Source organism: Bacillus sp. XB1 (genome assembly GCF_053557995.1).
In genome coordinates this window covers 950,750-972,284 of the sequence record NZ_JBNRIL010000002.1, presented here as the reverse complement: position 1 = coordinate 972,284, position 21,535 = coordinate 950,750, and the positions used below count along the sequence as shown (strand labels likewise).

20 protein-coding genes are annotated in these 21,535 nt (G+C 37.3%); 1 reads left to right on the top strand and 19 read right to left on the bottom strand.

All coding sequences use genetic code 11. From position 1 onward, the window contains the following. Positions 1–68: 68 nt before the first annotated feature. The 13 genes from ffh to ACK1U5_RS20350 all read right to left on the bottom strand — a co-directional run bounded on the left by ffh (position 69) and on the right by ACK1U5_RS20350 (position 15,487). Positions 69–1,418, bottom strand: coding sequence for a signal recognition particle protein (ffh, locus tag ACK1U5_RS20410; protein WP_000863460.1), 1,350 nt, complete (start codon positions 1,416–1,418; stop codon positions 69–71). A 12-nt stretch (positions 1,419–1,430) separates the two neighbouring features. Beyond that, positions 1,431–1,763 (bottom strand): putative DNA-binding protein, encoded by a 333-nt coding sequence (locus tag ACK1U5_RS20405; protein ID WP_000891062.1) that lies wholly within the window; start codon positions 1,761–1,763, stop codon positions 1,431–1,433. A gap of 133 nt (positions 1,764–1,896) precedes the next feature. After that, on the bottom strand, positions 1,897–2,886 hold the full coding sequence (gene ftsY / locus ACK1U5_RS20400; protein ID WP_000007655.1) for a signal recognition particle-docking protein FtsY: 990 nt from the start codon (positions 2,884–2,886) through the stop codon (positions 1,897–1,899). A gap of 15 nt (positions 2,887–2,901) precedes the next feature. Further along, positions 2,902–6,471: a chromosome segregation protein SMC gene (smc, locus tag ACK1U5_RS20395; protein WP_000478977.1), complete on the bottom strand. Its 3,570-nt coding sequence runs from the start codon at positions 6,469–6,471 to the stop codon at positions 2,902–2,904. A 146-nt stretch (positions 6,472–6,617) separates the two neighbouring features. Next, positions 6,618–7,355 (bottom strand): ribonuclease III, encoded by a 738-nt coding sequence (rncS, locus tag ACK1U5_RS20390; RefSeq protein ID WP_001146875.1) that lies wholly within the window; start codon positions 7,353–7,355, stop codon positions 6,618–6,620. A 58-nt stretch (positions 7,356–7,413) separates the two neighbouring features. Continuing rightward, the gene (gene acpP / locus ACK1U5_RS20385; RefSeq protein ID WP_000786062.1) at positions 7,414–7,647 is read right to left on the bottom strand and encodes an acyl carrier protein; all 234 of its coding nucleotides are present in this window, start codon (positions 7,645–7,647) and stop codon (positions 7,414–7,416) included. A gap of 69 nt (positions 7,648–7,716) precedes the next feature. Beyond that, positions 7,717–8,457, bottom strand: coding sequence for a 3-oxoacyl-[acyl-carrier-protein] reductase (gene fabG / locus ACK1U5_RS20380; protein ID WP_000911769.1), 741 nt, complete (start codon positions 8,455–8,457; stop codon positions 7,717–7,719). Then, positions 8,457–9,401 (bottom strand): ACP S-malonyltransferase, encoded by a 945-nt coding sequence (gene fabD / locus ACK1U5_RS20375; RefSeq protein WP_000515910.1) that lies wholly within the window; start codon positions 9,399–9,401, stop codon positions 8,457–8,459. Before fabD ends, fabG begins: the two co-directional genes overlap by 1 nt. 14 nt (positions 9,402–9,415) lie before the next feature. Beyond that, positions 9,416–10,408, bottom strand: coding sequence for a phosphate acyltransferase PlsX (plsX, locus tag ACK1U5_RS20370; protein ID WP_000684100.1), 993 nt, complete (start codon positions 10,406–10,408; stop codon positions 9,416–9,418). Next, positions 10,405–10,998, bottom strand: a complete 594-nt coding sequence (gene fapR, locus ACK1U5_RS20365) for a transcription factor FapR (protein ID WP_000747349.1) — start codon at positions 10,996–10,998, stop codon at positions 10,405–10,407. The genes plsX and fapR overlap by 4 nt, the downstream gene beginning before the upstream one ends. An 88-nt stretch (positions 10,999–11,086) precedes the next feature. Beyond that, positions 11,087–13,135, bottom strand: a complete 2,049-nt coding sequence (recG, locus tag ACK1U5_RS20360) for an ATP-dependent DNA helicase RecG (protein WP_001000813.1) — start codon at positions 13,133–13,135, stop codon at positions 11,087–11,089. A 290-nt stretch (positions 13,136–13,425) separates the two neighbouring features. Next, positions 13,426–15,102, bottom strand: coding sequence for a DAK2 domain-containing protein (locus ACK1U5_RS20355; protein WP_069605170.1), 1,677 nt, complete (start codon positions 15,100–15,102; stop codon positions 13,426–13,428). Between the two features lie 22 nt (positions 15,103–15,124). Beyond that, on the bottom strand, positions 15,125–15,487 hold the full coding sequence (locus ACK1U5_RS20350; protein ID WP_000021109.1) for an Asp23/Gls24 family envelope stress response protein: 363 nt from the start codon (positions 15,485–15,487) through the stop codon (positions 15,125–15,127). 376 nt (positions 15,488–15,863) lie between these two features. Here ACK1U5_RS20350 and rpmB point away from each other — a divergent pair, with 376 nt between their 5' ends. Continuing rightward, positions 15,864–16,052, top strand: coding sequence for a 50S ribosomal protein L28 (rpmB, locus tag ACK1U5_RS20345; RefSeq protein WP_000124776.1), 189 nt, complete (start codon positions 15,864–15,866; stop codon positions 16,050–16,052). Positions 16,053–16,125: 73 nt separating this feature from the next. Here rpmB and spoVM read toward each other — a convergent pair whose 3' ends face one another. From spoVM to ACK1U5_RS20315, 6 genes are all read right to left on the bottom strand, one after another. Next, positions 16,126–16,206, bottom strand: coding sequence for a stage V sporulation protein SpoVM (spoVM, locus tag ACK1U5_RS20340; protein ID WP_001213599.1), 81 nt, complete (start codon positions 16,204–16,206; stop codon positions 16,126–16,128). A gap of 66 nt (positions 16,207–16,272) precedes the next feature. Beyond that, positions 16,273–16,953, bottom strand: a complete 681-nt coding sequence (locus ACK1U5_RS20335) for a thiamine diphosphokinase (protein ID WP_002062149.1) — start codon at positions 16,951–16,953, stop codon at positions 16,273–16,275. 69 nt (positions 16,954–17,022) lie between these two features. Further along, complete coding sequence (rpe, locus tag ACK1U5_RS20330) at positions 17,023–17,667, bottom strand: ribulose-phosphate 3-epimerase (RefSeq protein ID WP_069605171.1); 645 nt, start codon at positions 17,665–17,667, stop codon at positions 17,023–17,025. 2 nt (positions 17,668–17,669) lie between these two features. Next, positions 17,670–18,551: a ribosome small subunit-dependent GTPase A gene (gene rsgA / locus ACK1U5_RS20325; protein WP_001113932.1), complete on the bottom strand. Its 882-nt coding sequence runs from the start codon at positions 18,549–18,551 to the stop codon at positions 17,670–17,672. 246 nt (positions 18,552–18,797) lie between these two features. Next, positions 18,798–20,771: a Stk1 family PASTA domain-containing Ser/Thr kinase gene (gene pknB, locus ACK1U5_RS20320; RefSeq protein WP_000904742.1), complete on the bottom strand. Its 1,974-nt coding sequence runs from the start codon at positions 20,769–20,771 to the stop codon at positions 18,798–18,800. A gap of 8 nt (positions 20,772–20,779) precedes the next feature. After that, positions 20,780–21,532 (bottom strand): Stp1/IreP family PP2C-type Ser/Thr phosphatase, encoded by a 753-nt coding sequence (locus tag ACK1U5_RS20315; protein WP_000648703.1) that lies wholly within the window; start codon positions 21,530–21,532, stop codon positions 20,780–20,782. Between the last annotated feature and the right edge of the window lie 3 nt (positions 21,533–21,535).

The window sequence follows — 21,535 nt, the reverse complement described above, 5'->3', positions numbered from 1 at the left end:
TAATTATATTAGCAAAAAGACTATTGCTTTGTAAAGTATTTTTTCTTAACAGAGCCATCTTTTTTTCCTTACATGAATGGAAACTTCAATCCACCTAGTCCTTTTTTCTTACCTTTTTGCATTCCCGTCATCGTCTTCATCATTTTTTTCATGTCATCGAATTGCTTAATTAGACGATTGATTTCTTGTACAGTTGTACCGCTACCTTTGGCAATGCGCTTTTTGCGACTAGCATTGATTATTTCCGGTTGTTCTCGTTCTAATTTAGTCATAGAACGAATAATTGCCTCAATATGCCCAATTTGTTTTTCATCAACTTGCGCATTTTTCAGCCCTTTAATTTTATTTGCACCAGGAAGCATTCCTAACAATTCATCAAGCGGCCCAAGTTGGCGCACTTGTCCAAGTTGTTCTAGGAAATCGTCAAGCGTAAACGAAAGCGTACGCATTTTTTGCTCAAGTTCTTTTGCTTTCTCTTCATCAACTGTAGCTTGCGCTTTTTCAATTAACGTTAAGACATCGCCCATCCCTAAAATACGGGATGCCATACGCTCTGGATGGAACGCTTCAATTGCATCTAGTTTTTCACCCATACCAGCAAATTTAATCGGCGTGTTTGTTACAGCCTTAATAGATAATGCAGCACCACCGCGCGTATCACCATCTAATTTCGTTAATACAACACCTGTTAAACCTAACTGTTCATGGAAACTTTGTGCAACATTTACCGCGTCTTGCCCCGTCATCGCATCGACAACAAGGAAAATTTCATCCGGTTTCGCAACTTCTTTCACTTTCGCTAATTCATCCATTAATTCTTCATCAATATGCAGGCGACCCGCTGTATCGATTAAAACATAATCGTGATGATCTTCTTTTGCTTTTGCAATCGCTTGTTTCGCAATTTCAACAGGACTTACTTGATCTCCTAAAGAAAATACAGGCATGTCCAATTGCTTCCCTAATGTTTCAAGCTGTTTAATCGCTGCTGGACGGTAAATATCCGCTGCAACAAGCATCGGTTTACGATTATGCTTTTTACGAAGCAAATTCGCAAGCTTACCTGTCGTCGTTGTTTTACCCGCACCTTGCAGACCAACCATCATAATAACAGTCGGTGGCTTATTAGCAACAGCAATTTTGCTTTGCTCTCCGCCCATAAGTTCTGTAAGTTCTTCCTGTACAACTTTAATTACTTGTTGTCCAGGTGTCAAACTTTTCATTACATCTTGTCCGACAGCACGTTCAGACACACGCTTCACAAAATCTTTTACTACTTTAAAGTTAACATCCGCTTCTAAAAGAGCTAGACGAACTTCTCTCATCATTTCTTTCACATCGGCTTCAGAAACTTTTCCTTTGCCGCGGATTTTTTGCATTGTCTGTTGAAGTCGGTCGGCTAATCCTTCAAATGCCATATTGCCGCCCTCCTAATCTAATTTTTCGATAGCTTCAACAACTTGTTTCATTTCTTCATTCACATGCTCTTCTTCGCTGATTAGCTGTTTTAGCTTTGCAACAAGTCGCTGTCGCTCTTGAAACTTTTGAAGTAATACTAATTTTTCTTCATATTCTTCAAGCATCGCTTCAGTCCGTTTAATGTTATCATACACGGCTTGGCGACTTACATCAAATTCTTCCGCAATTTCACCAAGAGATAAATCATCTAGATAATAAAGCGACATATAACTTCTTTGTTTTTGCGTTAACAACGATTGATAAAAATCAAATAAATAGTTCATTCTCGTTGTTTTTTCGAGCATGTTGGATCATCCTTTGTTAAGTGATTTCCCTTTACATGAATTAGTTTACATGTAGTCCAAAAGAGTGTCAAGTTTTTTTCTTAACATCATATATTTTTTATAGAAAAAGAAGCGGAAATACCGCTTCTTTCGCTTATACTTCTTCTGTTTCTACTAAGTTCGCAAATAAACCATACACATATTGTTCTGGATCAAACTGCTGCAAGTCATCCATTTGCTCTCCTAATCCAACAAACTTCACCGGTACATCCATTTCGTTACGAATCGCTAATACAATACCACCTTTAGCAGTTCCATCTAACTTCGTTAAAACAATACCAGTTACATTCGTTGCTTCACGGAATGTTTTCGCTTGGCTTAAACCGTTTTGTCCTGTTGTTGCATCAATAACAAGCAATACTTCATGAGGAGCACCTGGTACTTCACGCTCAATTACACGCTTCACCTTCTCTAACTCTTTCATTAAGTTCACTTTATTTTGCAAGCGTCCTGCTGTGTCACATAGTAATACATCTACCTTACGTGCTTTCGCTGCTTGTACAGCGTCATACATAACCGCCGCTGGATCAGATCCAGATCCTTGTTTAATCACTTCTACACCAACGCGATCGCCCCATACTTCTAATTGTTCAATCGCTCCAGCACGGAATGTGTCTCCTGCCGCCAATAGGACTGACTTACCTTCTGATTTAAACTTATGCGCCAGTTTACCAATTGTCGTCGTTTTTCCTACACCATTAACACCAACAAATAAAACGACCGTTAATTGGTCCTCTTGCATATTAATTTCGTTACTAAAATCGCTGTCACCTTTGTAAATTCCTACTAGTTTTTCTGAAATAACAGCTTGTACTTCTTTTGGATCTTGAATGTTACGACGTTGTACTTCTTCTTTCAATTGGTCAATTAATTCCATTACCGTCGCAACGCCAACGTCTGCACCGATTAAAATTTCTTCTAACTCTTCGAAGAAATCTTCGTCCACTTTACGGTAACGATACACTAAATCATTCACTTTATCCGCAAATGAATTTCTCGTTTTTTCTAATCCTTGTTTAAATTTCTCTGTAACTGTATCCGTTTGTTTTGAAATTTTTTCTTTTAGTTTTTTAAAAAAACTCATACTTTCCCATCCTTCCTATTCACTTGCAATAAGTTCTTCTCCGGCGTCTAAACGAACCGAAACAAGTTTAGATACCCCCGATTCTTGCATTGTTACACCGTACAACACATCAGACTCTTCCATTGTACCTTTTCTATGTGTAATTACAATAAACTGCGTCTCATCACTGAATTTCTTTAAATACTGTGCAAAACGAGCTACATTCGCCTCATCAAGGGCTGCCTCTACCTCATCTAGTACACAGAACGGTACTGGGCGTACTTTTAAAATACCAAATAAAAGCGCAATTGCTGTTAAAGCACGCTCTCCACCTGAAAGTAAACCTAAGTTCTGCAGTTTCTTCCCTGGCGGTTGTGCTACAATATCAATACCCGTATTTAGTAAATCCTCGGGATTAGTCATTACTAAATCCGCTCTACCGCCTCCAAATAATTCAGAGAATACCGATTGAAACTCCATTCTAATGCCTTCAAACGTAGTAGAAAAGCGTTTTTTCATTTCTTCATCCATTTCGGTAATAAGCTGGTGCAATGTCGCTTTCGCTTCTTCTAAGTCGTCTCTCTGCTCTAGTAAGAATGTATGACGCTCCGCTACACGTTCATATTCATCAATTGCCCCTAGGTTCACTGTACCTAACTCTTCTATGGATAATTTGATTAATTTTACTTTCTTACGCGCATCTTCTGCAGGCATTGTCATTGTATATTTTAGTTTTGCCGCTTCAAATGAAATCGTATATGTTTCACGTAAATGTTGTAATCTATTTTCCAACTCTACATCCAGTCGATTTATTCTCACTTCTTGATCTTTCAACATTTCAAGAACATATTTATGTTTACCTGTCGTTTCTTTCAAATTGCGCTCTAAATGTTCTACTCTCTCTTGCAACGATACACGTTGTTCACGACGAGAGCGAATTAATTCTGAAGTTTGATTACGATCATATGCTTTCTTCTCAATCATATTCGTAATTTGCTCTTCACCACTTGAATTAGATGTCATTTCTTGTTTTAAGAACGCTAAATCCTCTTTCGTTTTTACAAGTGTCGCATCCGTTTCTTCTTTTTCCTTCGTCAATCGTTCAACTTTTTCTTTTTGATTAGATAAGCGTTGTTGCTTTTCAGCTGCCAGCACTTTTAACTCAGTCATTTCTTTTTGAACTTTTTCTTTCGAAGAATGTTGCTCACTTTTTTGTTTTGTTAAAGCTACAATTTTACTATCTAACTTAGTGATTTCAGCTTGAAGATTCGTTAAAACCCCTTCTAACTCCTCTTTACGCCCTTGCATTTTTACTCGATCTTGTAAAAACCCTTCAATCTCTAAATCATAAATAGACAACCGATCATTAATACGATGTTCTTCTAATTCTAAACGATTAATCTCTTCTCTTAATTTCTGCTCATCTACACGATCTGCTTCTACAGTTTGCCTTAGTTCGCGTATTTTCACTTCTTTTTCTTGAATCTCTTGTTTTACTGCTTTAACAAAGTTTTCTAACTTCGTTGTTTTTTCTTCCATATCAGTTAACTTGCGAGTCCACTCTTCCAGTTCACGTTGGCGTCCTAATAAAGAAGATTTCGCTTGCTTTACCGCCCCACCAGTCATAGAACCGCCAGGATTCACTACGTCACCTTCGATTGTTACAATGCGATAACGGTATTGCAGTTGTTTCGCCAACTCATTTGCTCCACGTAAATCTTTCGCAACAATAACAGTACCTAATAAATTTGAAACTACATTTTCATATTTATTGTTGTACTGCACAAGTTCTGCCGCCACACCTACAAACGATGGGTGTTGATTTGCAATGCGTAATTGCTCAAATGATAACGATCTGCTTTTAATAACAGCTTGCGGTAAAAACGTTGCACGTCCATGTTTATTTTGCTTTAGAAATGCAATCGCATTACGAGCATGTTCCTCTGTTTGTACAACAATATGCTGCATCGCTGCACCTAGAGCGATTTCCATTGCAACTTCGTATTCTTTCGGTACCGTTAACAGTTCCGCAACAGCACCCTCGATACCTTGCAACCTATTTTCTCTAGCTTTCAATACTTCACGTACACCTTGATAGAATCCAGAATAATCTTCTTGCATCTCTTCAAGCATTTCTTTTCGAGAACGTGCCTGTTGCACAAATTGATATGCTTGATACAGTTTTGTTTCATTTTCACTATACTGCGTCTTACATTTCCCAAGCGCCGCCTCTGTCTTCTGTATATTTGAGAGAATGCCAGCTACTTTTTCTTTCGCTTGTTCGTAACTTTCTACAAGTTTCGTCTTTTTCGCTGTAATTTCCATACGCATTTCTACATATTTCGCATTCTCTTCATCTAGACGCTCGTTTTTAGACGTTTGCTGTTTCGATTGTTCTTCAATCATAGATAATTCATTACGATGACTAGCTTGTTGATTTAAAAGCTCAATATAGTCACCTTTTAAATTCTCAATCTGTTCCTCTAAATTGTCAGCAAAAGTAGCAAGCAGTTGCTCATTATCATGCAATTTTTGCTCCAACTCTTTTACTTCATTCACAAATTGCATTAAAGATTCTGTACTTGACTCAATCTCACCATCGTAACTTTTAGCTTTCTCAGTTAATTCAACAATTAACTGCTCAAGTTGCGCACAATGCGTCGTAGCATTTTGCTTTCTTTCTTTTAACAACTCACGCTGCCCTTCTAGTTTTTCTAGCTCTTTACTAGAAAGAAGAAGTACTTCTTGCAACGAGTCTACAGACTCGTCTACCGCTTGTAATTGTCCTCGTAATTCCTCAAGCTCTTCTTCACTTTTTTGTAAATTCGTTGACATTTTAGCTTCTTCGTTTTTATTATGCCCAAACTGATTTCGAAGCGCTTCCCATTTCTCATGCAATTCTTCAATTTCATGAACAATAAGCGCAGCTTCTACTTTCTCTAATTCTTCTTTATTCTCAAGATAATCTTTCGCAATAGAAGCTTGTCTTTCTAAAGGTTCTACTTGACTACTTAATTCATGAATTATATCTTGTACACGATTTAAGTTTTCTTGTGTTTCTGCTAGTTTCCCTTCAGCTTTCTTTTTGCGAAGTTTGTATTTTAGTACGCCTGCCGCTTCTTCAAATACACCTCGACGCTCTTCTGACTTACTACTTAAAATCTCTTCCACTTTCCCCTGGCTAATAATTGAAAAAGCTTCTCTTCCCATACCAGAGTCCATAAATAAATCGATAATATCTTTCAATCTACATGATTGTTTATTAATATAAAAATCACTATCACCTGAACGAGATACACGACGTGTTACACACACCTCATTGTATTCAATTGGTAAACGTTGATCTTCATTATTTAAAGTTATTGTTACTTCAGCAACATTAACCGCTCTCCTCGTATCACTGCCTGCAAAAATAATATCCTCCATCTTTGCACCACGTAATGATTTTGCAGATTGTTCACCAAGTACCCAGCGAATTGCATCAGTAATATTACTTTTCCCGCTTCCATTAGGTCCTACTACAGAAGTTACACCTGGGACAAAATCAACAGATACACGCTCAGCAAAAGACTTAAACCCTGCTATTTCTAATCTTTTTAAAAACACGAAAGGCCTTCCTCCTATTCTCCGTCGTTATAAATGTTCTCTATATAAAAACAAGTATTATACGGATTTACCTTCTTTTTCTTTATAAACAAAAAGAAAGTTTCATTCTATGCATAAGGAATCCCCCTCATTCAAAGGGGGATTCCTTATAGTTGTTCTTTTAATTTTTTCAATGCTTCTGCAGCAGCTTGTTGCTCTGCTTCTTTTTTCGACTTACCACTACCAAGACCTAAAGCTACGTTATTTAACGTAACACGTGACACAAATTCTCGATTGTGAGCTGGTCCTTTTTCTTGCAAAATTTGATACTCAACATTGCCACTGCCATCACGCTGAATCAATTCTTGCAACTGACTCTTATAATCCATCACATGAGAAAAAGCACCCTCATTAATTTTCGGATATACAATTTCTTTTAAGAATTCCCAAACTGTTTCTAGCCCTTGATCAAGATAAAGGGCACCAATAAACGCTTCAAAGACATCCGCTAATAAAGCTGGTCGTTCACGTCCACCTGTCATTTCTTCACCTTTTCCTAATAAAACAAGGCTGCCAAATGACAATTCGTTCGCAAAACGAACAAGAGATGGCTCACATACAATAGCTGCACGTAGTTTTGTTAACTCTCCTTCGCTCATTGTCGGATATTTTTGAAACAGATACTGTGATACAGTCAGTTCCAATACTGCATCTCCAAGAAATTCAAGACGCTCATTATCTTCATGCGGTTTTTTTCGATGCTCATTCACATACGATGAATGCGTAAATGCTTGAATCAATAATTTTTCATCTGTAAACGTAATACCTATCTTTTCTTGAAACACTTTAAATGCTTCACGATATTTTGTTTCGTATTTTTTTTCTCTATATTTTCGGTACGGCATAGGTCCCTCCAGATATAAGCCAGAAAGCCCCGCTAAAAAACGGGACTTCACTTAAGCATTATAGATGACTCTCTATGTAAGTCACAGCATCGCCAACAGTAGCAATCTTTTCAGCATCTTCATCAGAAATTTCCATTTCGAATTCATCTTCTAATTGCATTACAAGTTCTACTACATCTAGGGAGTCTGCTCCTAAATCTTCCTTGAAGCTTGCAGCTGGTACTACCTCAGTCTCTTCTACTCCTAAACGATCAACGATGATTTTTGTTACGCGCTCTAAAACATCTGCCATTCCATTCACCTCCCCTCAAATATTATATTAAATATTGACCAAAAAAACTAGGTGAAATCGATTCTTTTATTACATTACCATACCGCCATCAACATTTAACGTTTGACCTGTAACATATTTGCTTTGATCAGAAGCAAAAAACGTTACAGCATTCGCGATATCTTGCGCTTCACCAAATTGAGCAGCTGGAATAACTTTTAACATTTCAGCTTTAATATTCTCATCTAGTACATCCGTCATATCAGTCGCAATAAAGCCCGGCGCAATTGCATTCACAGTAATATTTCGACTTGCTAACTCTTTTGCAGATGTTTTTGTTAATCCAATAACACCCGCTTTAGCAGCAACATAATTAGCTTGCCCTGGGTTTCCTATAACACCCACAACAGAAGCGATATTTATAATTCTACCGTGACGTTGACGCATCATATAACGAGATACTGCTTTTGTACATAAGAATACACCTTTTAAGTTTGTATTAATAACTGTATCCCATTCTTCTTCTTTCATACGCATTAATAAATTATCTTTTGTTACACCAGCATTATTTACAAGAATATCAACTTGTCCAAATGTATCTACTGTTTGTTTCACCATATTTGTAACATCATCAGCATTTGCAACATCTGCTTTTACCGCAATTGCATCAGAACCTAATTTCTTAATTTCATCTACTACTTCATTTGCTTTTTGTTCATTACCTGCATAATTTACTACTACATTTGCCCCTTGTTTCGCTAAATCGATCGCAATCGCGCGACCAATTCCACGTGAAGCGCCAGTTACTAATGCTACCTTCCCTTTTAACATCAGTTTTCTCCTCTCAAATTTGAAATGGTATCTTTTAATGTCTCTTCATCATATATCGCATATGCTTTCACTGATGAATCAATTGACTTCATAAGTCCAGCAAGTACTTTTCCAGGCCCAATTTCAATAAATGTATCTACTCCCTGCTTCACCATACATTCAATAGACGGGTACCATAATACAGGCGAATAAAGCTGTTCGATTAACTTTTCTTGAATGTCGGCACCACGCGTAATAACATCCGCCGTAACATTTGCAATAACAGGAATATTCGTATCATGAATTGTAATTTCATTTAAAACACTTTGGAACTTCTCAGCTGCCGGCTTCATAAGTGAAGAATGGAATGGCCCACTTACTTTTAGTGGAATTGCTCTCTTTGCACCATTTTCTTTCGCTCTTTGAGAAGCAACCTCTACGCCTTGCTTCGTTCCAGAAATTACAATTTGCTTCGTACTATTCATATTAGCGATTTGCACTGCATATCCTTCACTTGTTACTTCTTCTGTAACTTGTTTCAGCATATGTGGGTCAGCACCTAATATAGCTGCCATTGCACCTTCCCCGCCCGGAACAGCTTCTTCCATATATTCCCCGCGTTTCCTTACAGCATATACCGCATCTTCAAAAGTTAATGCACCAGCTGCTACAAGAGCGCTATATTCACCTAAACTATGACCAGCGACAAAGTCAGGTGTAATGTCATACTCTTTCAAAGCTGTCAAAATAGCAAAACTCGTTGTTAATAATGCAGGCTGAGCATTTGTTGTTAATGTAAGCTTTTCCTGCGGGCCTTCAAAAATCACTTCTGAAAGTGACTCTTGTAACACCTCATCTGCTTTTGCAAACACTTTTGCAACCTCTTTATTATTCTCTGCTAATTGTTTACCCATTCCAACTGCCTGTGAACCTTGGCCCGGAAAAAGAAATGCTATTTTTCCCATTTCAAATCCTCCTCTTATTGGAGTGACTCTTTCTCCATTACGCTTGAAATTGTAGGAATTACTTCTTTCGCTACCATTTCTCTCGTTTGACGAATCGCACTAAATATCGACTGGTCATTAGAAGAACCGTGAGCCTTAATGACAGGTGCTTTCAATCCAAATAATGCAGCTCCCCCATACTCCGAATAATCCATTTTATCTTTTAATACCATAAGTTTTGGCTTTAATACCGCCGCTGCTAATTTGCTCGTAAACGAACTCATTAGTTGTTCTTTCAACATAGAGAATAGCGCAAGTGCTGTTCCTTCTAATGATTTCAACGCTACATTCCCTGTAAAACCATCACATACAACAACATCTGCTACACCTTGCAATAAATCTCTCGATTCAACGTTCCCAACGAAATTAATTGGCGCATCTTTAAGCATTGCAAATACTTGCTTTGAAAGCTCGTTTCCTTTTCCATCCTCTGTTCCAACGTTTAATAGTCCAACACGAGGATTTTCAATTCCTCTTACCTTCTCAGCATAAACAGATCCCATTACTGCATATTGATATAAATGAATTGGTTTTGCATCAACATTTGCTCCAACATCTAACATAACAAAACCTTTTCCATCTACAGTCGGCATTGTAGGCGATAAAGCTGGTCGCTCAATTCCTTCCATACGACCGACAACAAATAATCCAGCTGCCATTAAAGCTCCTGTACTACCTGCGGATATACAAGCGTCTGCTTCTCCATCCTTTACTTGTTGTGCCGCAAGCACCATTGAAGCTTGTTTTTTTCGACGAACCGCTCTTACTGGTTCCTCCGTTGATTCTATTTTTTCGTCTGTATGAAGAATAGTAATTCGTTCATCACTCGTTAAGTATTGACGAATTTCCTCTTCTTTCCCTACTAACGTAATATGTAAATCAGAATATTCCTTAATAGCTTTCATTGCCCCTAATACTACAGCCTTTGGAGCGTGATCTCCGCCCATTGCATCTATTGCGATTTTCATAAGTTGTTACCTTCCTCACTATAATTACTAGATCGATACATTTCAAAAGTGCCTGTAAAAACAAGTTCTTCTCCAACGAAGCTACGCACTTTGACAACCGTCCGTCCCTTATCATTCTCTACATCTTCAACGCGCGCTTTTGCAACAACACGCTCTCCTAATTTTACAGGGCGAATGTATCGAATGGTAGACTTTGCAGTTAAAGCTAATTCTTCATCAATAACCGCAACAGCTAGTGAGTTTGCTTGCGCAAACAGATGATGCCCACGGGCAATTTGATTTCTTTTAAATACATGTTCTACCTTTACTTCAAAGATAGAGATTGCATGTCTATCTAATTCAATATCAATAATTTCTCCAACAACCTCTTCTAACGGTAAAGATTTCACATCTTCTTCATGTTGCTTTGTAGCTACATGTTTAATTCTCTCTCTTAATTCAGGAATAGACAATTCCATACGATCAAGTCGTACTGTTTGTATACTCACTTGAAATTTTTCCGCTAAATCTTCATCCGTAATAAAAGGATTTGATTCGATTGTTTGTTGTAATAACTCTTGTCTTTCTTTTTTACTTCTTCTTTTTTTCATACCGCACCATCCATTTTTATGACTAGGTACTAACAGTAGTATATAATCATTAAAAGTAGAATGCAACAAAAACTTTTGTTGACTCCCTTTAATCGAGCTTCTCTCCTTGGAACACACCTGTCCCATCAAGATACGTACGCAAGGCAGCGTACTGATCATTGTGCCAAAACGCTTCTGAATCTACTAGTATCGCCGCATCTTGCCTTGCTGTTTCTAACGCTCGATAATCATGTACCATGTCAGCAACCTTAAATTCTGGTAAGCCACTTTGCTTACTCCCAAAGAAATCTCCAGGACCTCGTAATTCTAAATCTTTTTCTGACAATACAAATCCATCATTTGTTTCAGTCATTATGCGCATTCTTTCTTTCCCTGTTTCTGATTTAGGGTCTGCTATTAATAAACAATATGATTGCTCACTACCACGGCCGACACGCCCTCTAAGCTGATGAAGCTGCGATAAACCGAAACGTTCTGCATCATAAATAACCATTACAGTCGCATTCGGTACGTTCACACCTACTTCAACAACTGTTGTCGATACAAGAATTTGCACTTTATTTTCACTAAACTGTCCCATTATCTCTTCTTTTTCCTGAGACGATAATCTCCCATGCATCAATCCAACTTGGCATTTCCCTTGGTAATGATGCGTCAGCATACTATGTAAGTCGATAGCATTTTGCACATCAAGTTTCTCAGATTCTTCAATTAGAGGACAAATAACGTATGCCTGTCTTCCTTTTTTTATCTCCTTTTCAACAAAACCGAGAACGCGATCTAACATATCATGTTTTGCCCAATATGTTTCAATCACCTTTCTACCTGCTGGCATCTCATCGATTATCGAAACATCCATCTCTCCAAATGCAGTAATTGCAAGCGTACGCGGAATTGGTGTCGCTGTCATAAATAATACATCTGGACTTTCACCTTTCTCCCGTAAAACTCGGCGCTGCGCTACACCAAATCGATGCTGTTCATCTGTAATAACGAGACCCAACCTATGAAATATAACTTCATCTTGAATTAAGGCATGCGTTCCAACCAGAATATCTATTTCTCCTTGTTCTAACTTCGCTAAAATTTCTCGACGTCTCGCACCTTTAACAGAACTTGTTAACAGTTCCACCTTCATACCAAAATGCGAAAACGTTTCAGCAAGCGACTGATAATGTTGCTCAGCTAAAATTTCTGTAGGAACCATTAAAGCACCTTGATAATGAGCTAACTTCGATGCATAAAGGCCAATCGCAGCAACAACTGTTTTCCCAGAACCAACGTCACCTTGCAATAGTCGGTTCATCCGATAAGGAGATGTCATATCTTTCAAAATTTCATCTACAACTCGGCGCTGCGCACCCGTTAATGGAAACGGCAGTGCATCGATAAATTCTTGTAATTCTACTGACGGAATCTCTTTCTTCGTCCCTTTTGAATTTTCCCTCTCCATTTTCCGGAGCGTTTGCATTTTCAGCTGAAATAAGAAAAATTCTTCATATACAAAACGGCGACGCGCTTGCTTCAAATCTTCCTGTCCTACCGGAAAATGCAATGCCCTAAGCGCTTCATATCTTGGTAATAATTTATATCGCCCTAACAAACCATCCGGTAACACTTCGACTATAGAATCTCCATATTCCTTTAACGCTTGAGCAATAAAACGACGCATCTGTTTTACTGTAAGTTTCCCCTTTACTGAATAAACAGGTTCCACTTCTTGTTGACGTACAACCGGCCCAAAATGAAGTTCTGATACAGCAATTGTTTGACGATGTTGATCCCATTTACCAGTAATCGTTACCGTTTCATCTAACTTTAATTTTTGCTTATAGTAAGGCCTATTAAAACATACCGCCGTAATTAAATAACGACCGACGAGAACACGAACTGTTAAACGCGATTTCTTCTTACCATAATATTGCAGCAAAGGAGCACTATGAATCTTCCCTTCAACCGTTACACGTTCATCATGCTTTACTTCAGCAAGATCTTTCATCGCATAATCTTCATAACGGTATGGAAAATGTTCTAATAGATGAGAAACTGTATAAATACCCATCTCATGTAGTAACTCAGATGTTTCTCCTCCGATCCCCTTTACATCCGTAACAGGAACTTGTACAACATCATTCAAGATTCTCACACCCCGTCACATTATTTTCTTTATTGCATTTTATTTGAGTACCAATTAGCATCTGTAATCGCTCTCTTTCACCTTATATATTCTATCATAGGCATTCTAAGAGAAACTACTCAAATCCCTTATATAAAACAAGTAAAAAAGAGCCTCACTATTAGCAGCAAGGCTCTTTTCTCTCTTCAATATGCTAGCCTTTTGAATAAAAACTAGTAATAAACTTCATATTACTACTTCTTATCCATTAGCAAGTAAGTAATCCATTTATTTTCAAAACGAATCTTATCTTATTCTACAGAGAAGATGAAAGAATACACTGGTTGGTTTCCAGCATGCACTTCTACTTCTGCATCTTCAAATTTCTCTTCTACAAATTCAACTAACTCCGCTACTTCTTCGTCAGTTGCATCTTCACCTTGTAGAATCGTTACGATTTCAGAATCTTCATCAATAAGCGCTTCTAGTAATTGCTTCGCAGCTCCTACTTTTTCAGCATTTGTAGATACAATTTTCCCATCTACAATACACATGAAATCATCTTTTTGAATTGCTACACCATCAATTTCCGTATCACGTACAGCATACGTAATTTGACCTGTTTTCACATGAGATAAAGCTTCTTGCATGTTTTCTTCATTCTCTTCTAACGTTCCAACTGGGTTAAATGCTAACATTGCTGCCATACCTTGAGGAACTGTTTTCGAACGAACAACAATAACTTCTTGATCTACAACTGATGCCGCTTGTTCTGCTGCCATTACAATATTTCCGTTATTCGGTAAAATAATGATTTTTTCAGCATTTGCTTCTTCAATTGCCTTCACGATATCCTCCGTACTTGGATTCATCGTTTGACCACCTTCGATAACTTTCGTTGCGCCGATGCTCTCAAATAAAGTTTTAATACCAGACCCCATAGCTACAGTTACGATACCATATGGTTGTTTTTCTTTCGATTGAGCTGGTTGTTCAGGAACCATAGTAGGTTCATCTAATAAAGCAGTATGCTGTTCACGCATATTTTCTACTTTAATCTTAATTAAACTACCGTATTTTTGCCCGTAGTTCATAGCGTCTCCAGGATGTTCTGCATGGATATGAACTTTTACAATTTCATCATCAGACACAACTAGTAGAGAATCACCATATACACTAATATCTTCACGGAATTTTTGTTCAGAGAAATTATGCTCTTTCACCTTTTCAGCCTCTAATTTCACCATGAATTCCGTACAATATCCATACTTAATATCTTCTGTACTCAATTGGCTTTGTACACTACGGTGATGTTCTGCGCGTACCATTTCATTCATAGATGGTTGCGTCGGTGCATCAGAAGAAATCGTTTCTCCTTTTAAGTCAGCTAAAAATCCTTCGTATACCACTACAAGACCTTTACCACCGCTATCTACAACGCCAACTTGTTTTAATACAGGTAATAAATCTGGCGTACGATTTAACGATGCGTTTGCTTCTTTCACAACGTCTTCCATAAACAAAACAAAGTCGCGCTGTTTTTTCGCAACTGTTACTGCATATTTACCCGTTTCTCTTGCAACCGTTAAAATCGTTCCTTCAATCGGTTTCATAACCGCTTTATAAGCCGCCTCTACTCCAGCTTCTAGTGCTGCAGCAAAATCAACTGTTGTTAATTCTTCTTTTTGTTCAATGGATTTAGAGAAACCACGGAACAACTGAGATAAAATAACTCCAGAGTTACCACGAGCTCCCATTAATAATCCTTTGGCTAAACTTACGCCGACTTTACCAGCATGCTGTGAAGGGTTTGCTTTCACTTCACGCGCACCTGAAGTCATAGATAAGTTCATGTTTGTACCGGTATCGCCATCTGGAACTGGAAATACGTTTAATGCATCAACAAGCTGAACATTGTTTGTTAAATTATTCGCTCCTTGCATGATCATTTGTGATAAACGTTTTCCATCAATTTTTTGAATTGACACAGATTTTCCTCCTTAATGCACATTACAAGTTTATTACTTTAACTCCTTGTACGTAGATGTTTACAGAATCTACTGCTAGTCCTACAGTTTGATCTAATGTATATTTCACTTTCGTCTGCACATTATGTGCCACTTCTGAAATTTTCGTACCATAGCTCACAATAATATACATATCAATATGTACTTCATCTTCATCTTTACGAACAATAACACCTCTAGTGAAGTTTTCTTTTCGTAAAATGTCTGTTAATCCATCTTTTAACTGATTTTTTGATGCCATACCTACGATACCGTAGCAATCTACCGCGGCACCTCCAGCAATTGTTGCAATTACATCTGTACTAATATCAATTTGACCGTACTTCGTTTTAATTTCAATTGACATCTCGTTTCCCCCTTCATAAATGGTGAAAGTGAGCTAGACTACTTTAGTTACTATCATATAATCTTTTTAAAGAAAATTCCATCGTTCTTTCTTTTCACTCTCATATTTTATGTTTTAAATTACACTTTTTTATGATGAGCAAAATAGTCCATTGTTATTATACAACATGTACCACTATAATATGTCAAGCAATTTTTATGGATTTCAACTTTTCTTCATTGACATATAGTGTCAAGTAAATTTTCTTGATTTCTTTTTTCTACGGTGTTGCATTCTCTTTTTAGTTGTGTTAAATTATAGTAGTGTTTTTAGCATCGCATAAAAGACTAACATTGAAAAATTACGTATGGTAAGGTATCAAGGGAGGGAAATATAAATGGCTCGTGTTTGTGCTATTACTGGAAGAAAAGCTCGTTCTGGTAACTCTCGTTCTCACGCAATGAACGCTACAAAACGTAAATGGGGCGCTAACCTTCAAAAAGTTCGCGTACGCATCGACGGAAAAGTTCAACGTGTTTACGTTTCTGCTAGAGCATTAAAATCTGGCAAAATCGAACGTGTTTAATAATAAAAAAAAGAGCCGATAGGCTCTTTTTTTACTATAACAATGGAAAAAGCACCGGTGATAGGTGCTTTTTTTAATCTTTTTTGAAGGTATTTAACATTGCACGAACTATTCCACCAAGAAATTTAGGTAACTTAATTGTATAAAATCTCATGGTTTCCCTCCTAATCCCCATTACTCCACTTGGTCACTATATGATGTAAGGAGCAAAATTGTTTCTTCAATCAGTGCTTCTTATCAACATTAATATGCCAGAAGTAAATGAAAAAGTACCTTTTTCCTCAACGAGTTCGTTACTAATACAAAGTGTTGATCCCCACTCTATTGTTTTATTAGTAAGAGGGTACTTAAAACCAAACAATGTAATCCCTTCCACTATTTCAGTAACTGGTACAAAAGATACATAAGGAAAATTTTTATTTTCTTCAATTATATGTGTACCCATTTTTTTAACTGTTATTTCATTTTTATTGTCCACAATACACATTTCTATCTCTACTTCTAACCCTTTTAAAAGCATCTGTATATTTGCCAAACCGTGATCAAGCCTTCCACCAGTAGCACCAAAAATACGAATTAGTGCCGGCTTCTGTTCTAATGCCCAGTTGATTGCAATTTCTAAATCCGTTTGATCTTTTTCCCGCGGAACAATATGTAATTCGTTCGTTTGCTGTCCCATCCATACTAATTCTTCTTCAGTAACTGAATCGTAATCTCCAAACGCAACAGCCGGGGTAATCCCTTTCTTTAATAGACGGTATACTCCCCTATCAACCGCTGCCCACACTACTTCCTCATTCTCGTATCGAGCAAAATCTGCGCAATATTCCGAAGGTCCTCCTGCCAAAATATGAATAATCATTTTTTCTTCTCCTCCCATTGTAAAAAGGCAATCTGCCATTCGGTAGATTGCCTTTTTACATATTTTTATCCTATCCTATAAATGCCTTACTAGGATAAAAGTTCATCACTACCCACGAATTACGCGAATTGCTTCACCGCGGTCTTTTTGATTGTATACTGCTGACCCAGCTACAAGTACATTTGCTCCTGCTTCCACACAAAGTCTTGCTGTTTCAGCATTTACACCACCATCAACTTCAATTTCCACTTCTAGATTGCGCTCGTTCACCATGTCTGCAACTTGTTTAATTTTCGGTAATACAGAATGGATAAACTTCTGTCCACCAAATCCAGGGTTTACTGTCATAAGTAATACCATATCTATATCTTCTAATACATGCTCAATCACTGAAACTGGCGTATGTGGATTTAATACAACGCCCGCTTTAATACCATGAGATTTAATTAACTGAATTGTACGATGTAGATGCGGACACGCCTCTACGTGAACAGTAATAATATCCGCTCCCGCTTGTGCGAAAGTCGGGATATAGTTATCAGGATTTTCAATCATTAAATGTACATCTAATGGTAATGATGTAATCGGACGGATTGCTTCTACAATTAACGGTCCAATCGTAATATTTGGTACGAAATGTCCATCCATTACGTCAACGTGAATGTAATCCGCTCCGCCCTTTTCTACATCTTTAATCTCTTCCCCTAATTTTGAAAAATCTGCTGATAAAATCGATGGTGCAATTTTAATCATAACTAGTACCTCGGCTTTCTCTCTCTAATTTCTTCTACGAATTGTTTATAGTTCTTATAGCGATATTCTGTAATCTTCCCTTCTTCAACCGCAGCTTTCACCGCACATTTCGGTTCAGAAAGATGTGTACACCCTCTAAATTTACAGTATTGGCTCGCTTCTTTCAACTCTGGAAAACAATATGTAAGATCTTCTACTTCTATATCAATGAAATCTAGTGAACTAAAACCCGGTGTATCTGCTACTAGTCCACTCCCAATTGCAATTAATTCTACGTGTCTTGTCGTATGCTTCCCGCGTCCTAAATGGGAAGAAATATCATTTGTTTTCAGCTCTAATTCTGGACGTAGCACATTAAGCATTGAAGATTTCCCAACACCAGATTGGCCCGCAACGACAGAAACACAATTTTCTAAGTATGGTTTTAATATATCAATACTTTCTGACGTATTAATAGAAGTAAATAAAACATCATAACCCATCTCACGATAATCATTCGCATAAGCTTCAACAGTTGCTTTCATCTTTTCATCTACTAAATCCATCTTGCTAATACAAATAATTGGCTTAATGTTATGATATTCAATCAGCACTAAAAATCGATCTAACAGTCCAGGATTAAAATCTGGTTCTACTGCAGAGAACACAAGGATCGCTTGATCGACATTAGCAATAGGAGGTCTAACAAGTTCATTTTTTCGATCAAACACTTCAAGCACATAACCTTCAGTTGGATTATCTGCCTGAAAAACAACTTGGTCTCCTACAAGTGGTGTAATTTTATTTTTTCTAAATACACCTCGCCCACGACATTGCGTAACCCCTTCTTCATGCTGCACGTAATAAAACCCACTTAAAGCTTTTATAATTTTTCCTTCTGGCATAGAATTCTCCTTTTTTGTATAAGGTGATGCTGAATTTAAAAATGAATGGATTTAAATTTTCCAAATAACGATTTCAAAACCTACCATATATACTTTCGCTAATATACATTGAATTTCCCATTAAATGCAAAAAAATATTTACAGCTGCATCACTTTACTAGCTTTTTGAATCATATATTTTTGCCTGCTATACCGTCCACTTTGTAGACAGCATAACAGGCAATAATAATAAGTAGACTTTCACTATTATTGAGTTGGATATGGTACTTCTTTATCAATAATCGTTACTCCATCCCGTACAATTTTATAGTGTCCCTTTGAACCTTCTTGAATTACAAATTCTAAAGAAATAGTCGCTGATTCAGTAATTGTTCTCGTTTCAACCGGTCTATCCATTTTTTGCTGCATGTCTTCTTTATAAATTTCTATTGTTTGCGGCTTTTTTTCACCTGTTACAGCAGGCTCATATGGGATAGAGATATTGTCCACTTTTATCGTTTTAGTCACTTTAGGCTTTTGACCATCAGAGATAATAATAGTTACTTTATCTCCCTCTTTTAATGGTGTACCTGGTTTTGGAAATTGCGAAATTACAAGTCCTTTTTCGACTGTATCTGAATACTCTCGTTTTATATCTGACGTTAGTTTTCTCTCATTCAAATAACCAGTTACACTATTTTCAGTCCACCCCGAAAAGTCACCTGGTCTAATTTGATAAGGACCTTTACTTACCCAGATTTTCAGTTCTTGCTCCGCTTCTATAACCATCTGATCAGGCGTCGGAATTTGTTCTACAATTTCACCTTTCGGCTTATCATTTTCAATATAATTTACCGTAACTTGTTTATATTTTTCTTCTAACTCAGCTTTTACACTCTCAAAGTTTTGACCTGTGAAATTTGCCATCTTACTTTTCTTTTTTCCACCTGATTGATAGATAGTAATTTTAGCGTTTTCTTTTACGACTCTTCCTGCTACAGGGTCCGTTTTTATTACATCCCCAACTTCAACATCATCTGTATATACAATATTAGGCTCCGTCACCTCAAAGCCCTTTTCTACTAATGTATTTACAGCTGTCGTGTATTTCATACCAGCCACATCAGGAACTTTCACATCTTTCGGAATAAATAATCCTGGAATAACCGTAAGTGCTAATGTTATTCCTATTGCTAAAAATAAAAATGTTGAAATTAAAACTTTAAGCCACTTGCTACTCCGTTTTTTCTTCTTATCTAACTCAGCTGCTTCTGCTCTTATCGGTTCTTCCATCTTACTCCCTTTTAAAACAATCGTTTCATCACTTACATTTTCAAATAATTGTTCTTGTTGAATAATCGGAATCGCTTTTGTCGCTTCCATATCTTCCGGTATGTAAAATGGTTGCTCATTTATCCTCTCTGGATATAGCGCAGTTTCAATATCTCGCTTCATCGCATTAGCAGATTGATATCGGTGAAACGGATCTTTTGCAGTTGCCTTTAATATAATATTTTCAACACTTTGCGGAATATTTTCATTCCATCTTTTTGGTGATGGGATTTCACTTTGTAAATGTTTTAAAGCTATGGCAACAGCAGATTCGCCAGAAAACGGTTGTCTTCCTGTTAACAATTCAAACATAACTATTCCAAGAGAATAGATATCTGATTGTTTATTTGCTATCCCGCCACGTGCCTGTTCTGGTGATAAATAATGGACTGAACCGAGCACTGAATTTGTATGTGTAATTGTTGTTGCACTTGTAGCTGTCGCAATTCCAAAATCTGTTACTTTTATTATTCCATCAGCTCGAATTAAAATATTGTGCGGCTTTATATCACGATGCACAATTTCAAAATGATGGGCATGTGCCATAGCGGATGTTAACTGCTCCATAATATCAAGAGCTTCTCCTATAGGTAACATCCCTCGCTCAATTATGTATTGCTTCAATGTTTGCCCTGGTACATATTCCATGACAAGATAGTATATACCATCTTCTTCTCCGACATCATACATATTCACAATATTTGGATGCGACAACGTTGTAACAGACTGCGCTTCTCGATGGAAACGTTTAATAAACTCTTCGTTATTTGAGTAGTCGAGTCTTAATATTTTTACCGCTACATCTCGGCCAAGTATATCATCATGAGCTAAATATACATTGGCCATTCCGCCACCACCAATCATTTTCAGCAGCTTATAACGGTCATTTAAGCGTTTTCCAATCAGCACGTTGCACTTCACCTACTTTCGTTTGTCGAACCCGCATAATCAATAAGAACAAGTGTGATATTATCTTCTCCACCGCGATCATTTGCCAATTGAATGAGACACTGCCCTTTACCTTCAAGCTGTTCATTTAACTGTAAAATTTGTCGCATATCATCAATAGAAACTTTGTTTGATAACCCATCAGAGCAAAGAAGTAATTGATCATCTTCCTCAATCACCAACGTTTTAACATCTAACCCAACTTTTTCTTCTGTTCCTAATGCTCTTAATAACACATTCTTTTTCGGATGATACTCTGCGTCTTCCTTTGAAATTTCACCATGTTTCACAAGCTCATTTACAAGTGAATGATCTTCCGTTACTAGCGTCATTTCTCCTTCTGATACCATATAGCAACGACTATCTCCTATATGCCCTATTGTCACAAAGCTTGGTGTACAAACAGCTATTATAAGCGTTGTTCCCATACCATTACATTCTGCATTTTGCTGAGCGTATTCATATATACGCTCATTAATAATCCCAACACTAGTATGTAACCATTGTTCTACTTTTTTCGGCTCATTCATATTATGTGTTTGCTTCCAATAATCATGGAATAATTGAATGGCCATCGAGCTAGCTACATCACCAGCTCGATGACCTCCCATTCCATCTGCTACTACCGCTAATACATTTCCATCTAAATTGTGAAAAACTCCTGCACTATCTTCATTATGTTGACGAACTTTTCCTTTATCCGATAGAAATACGGCTTTCATCTC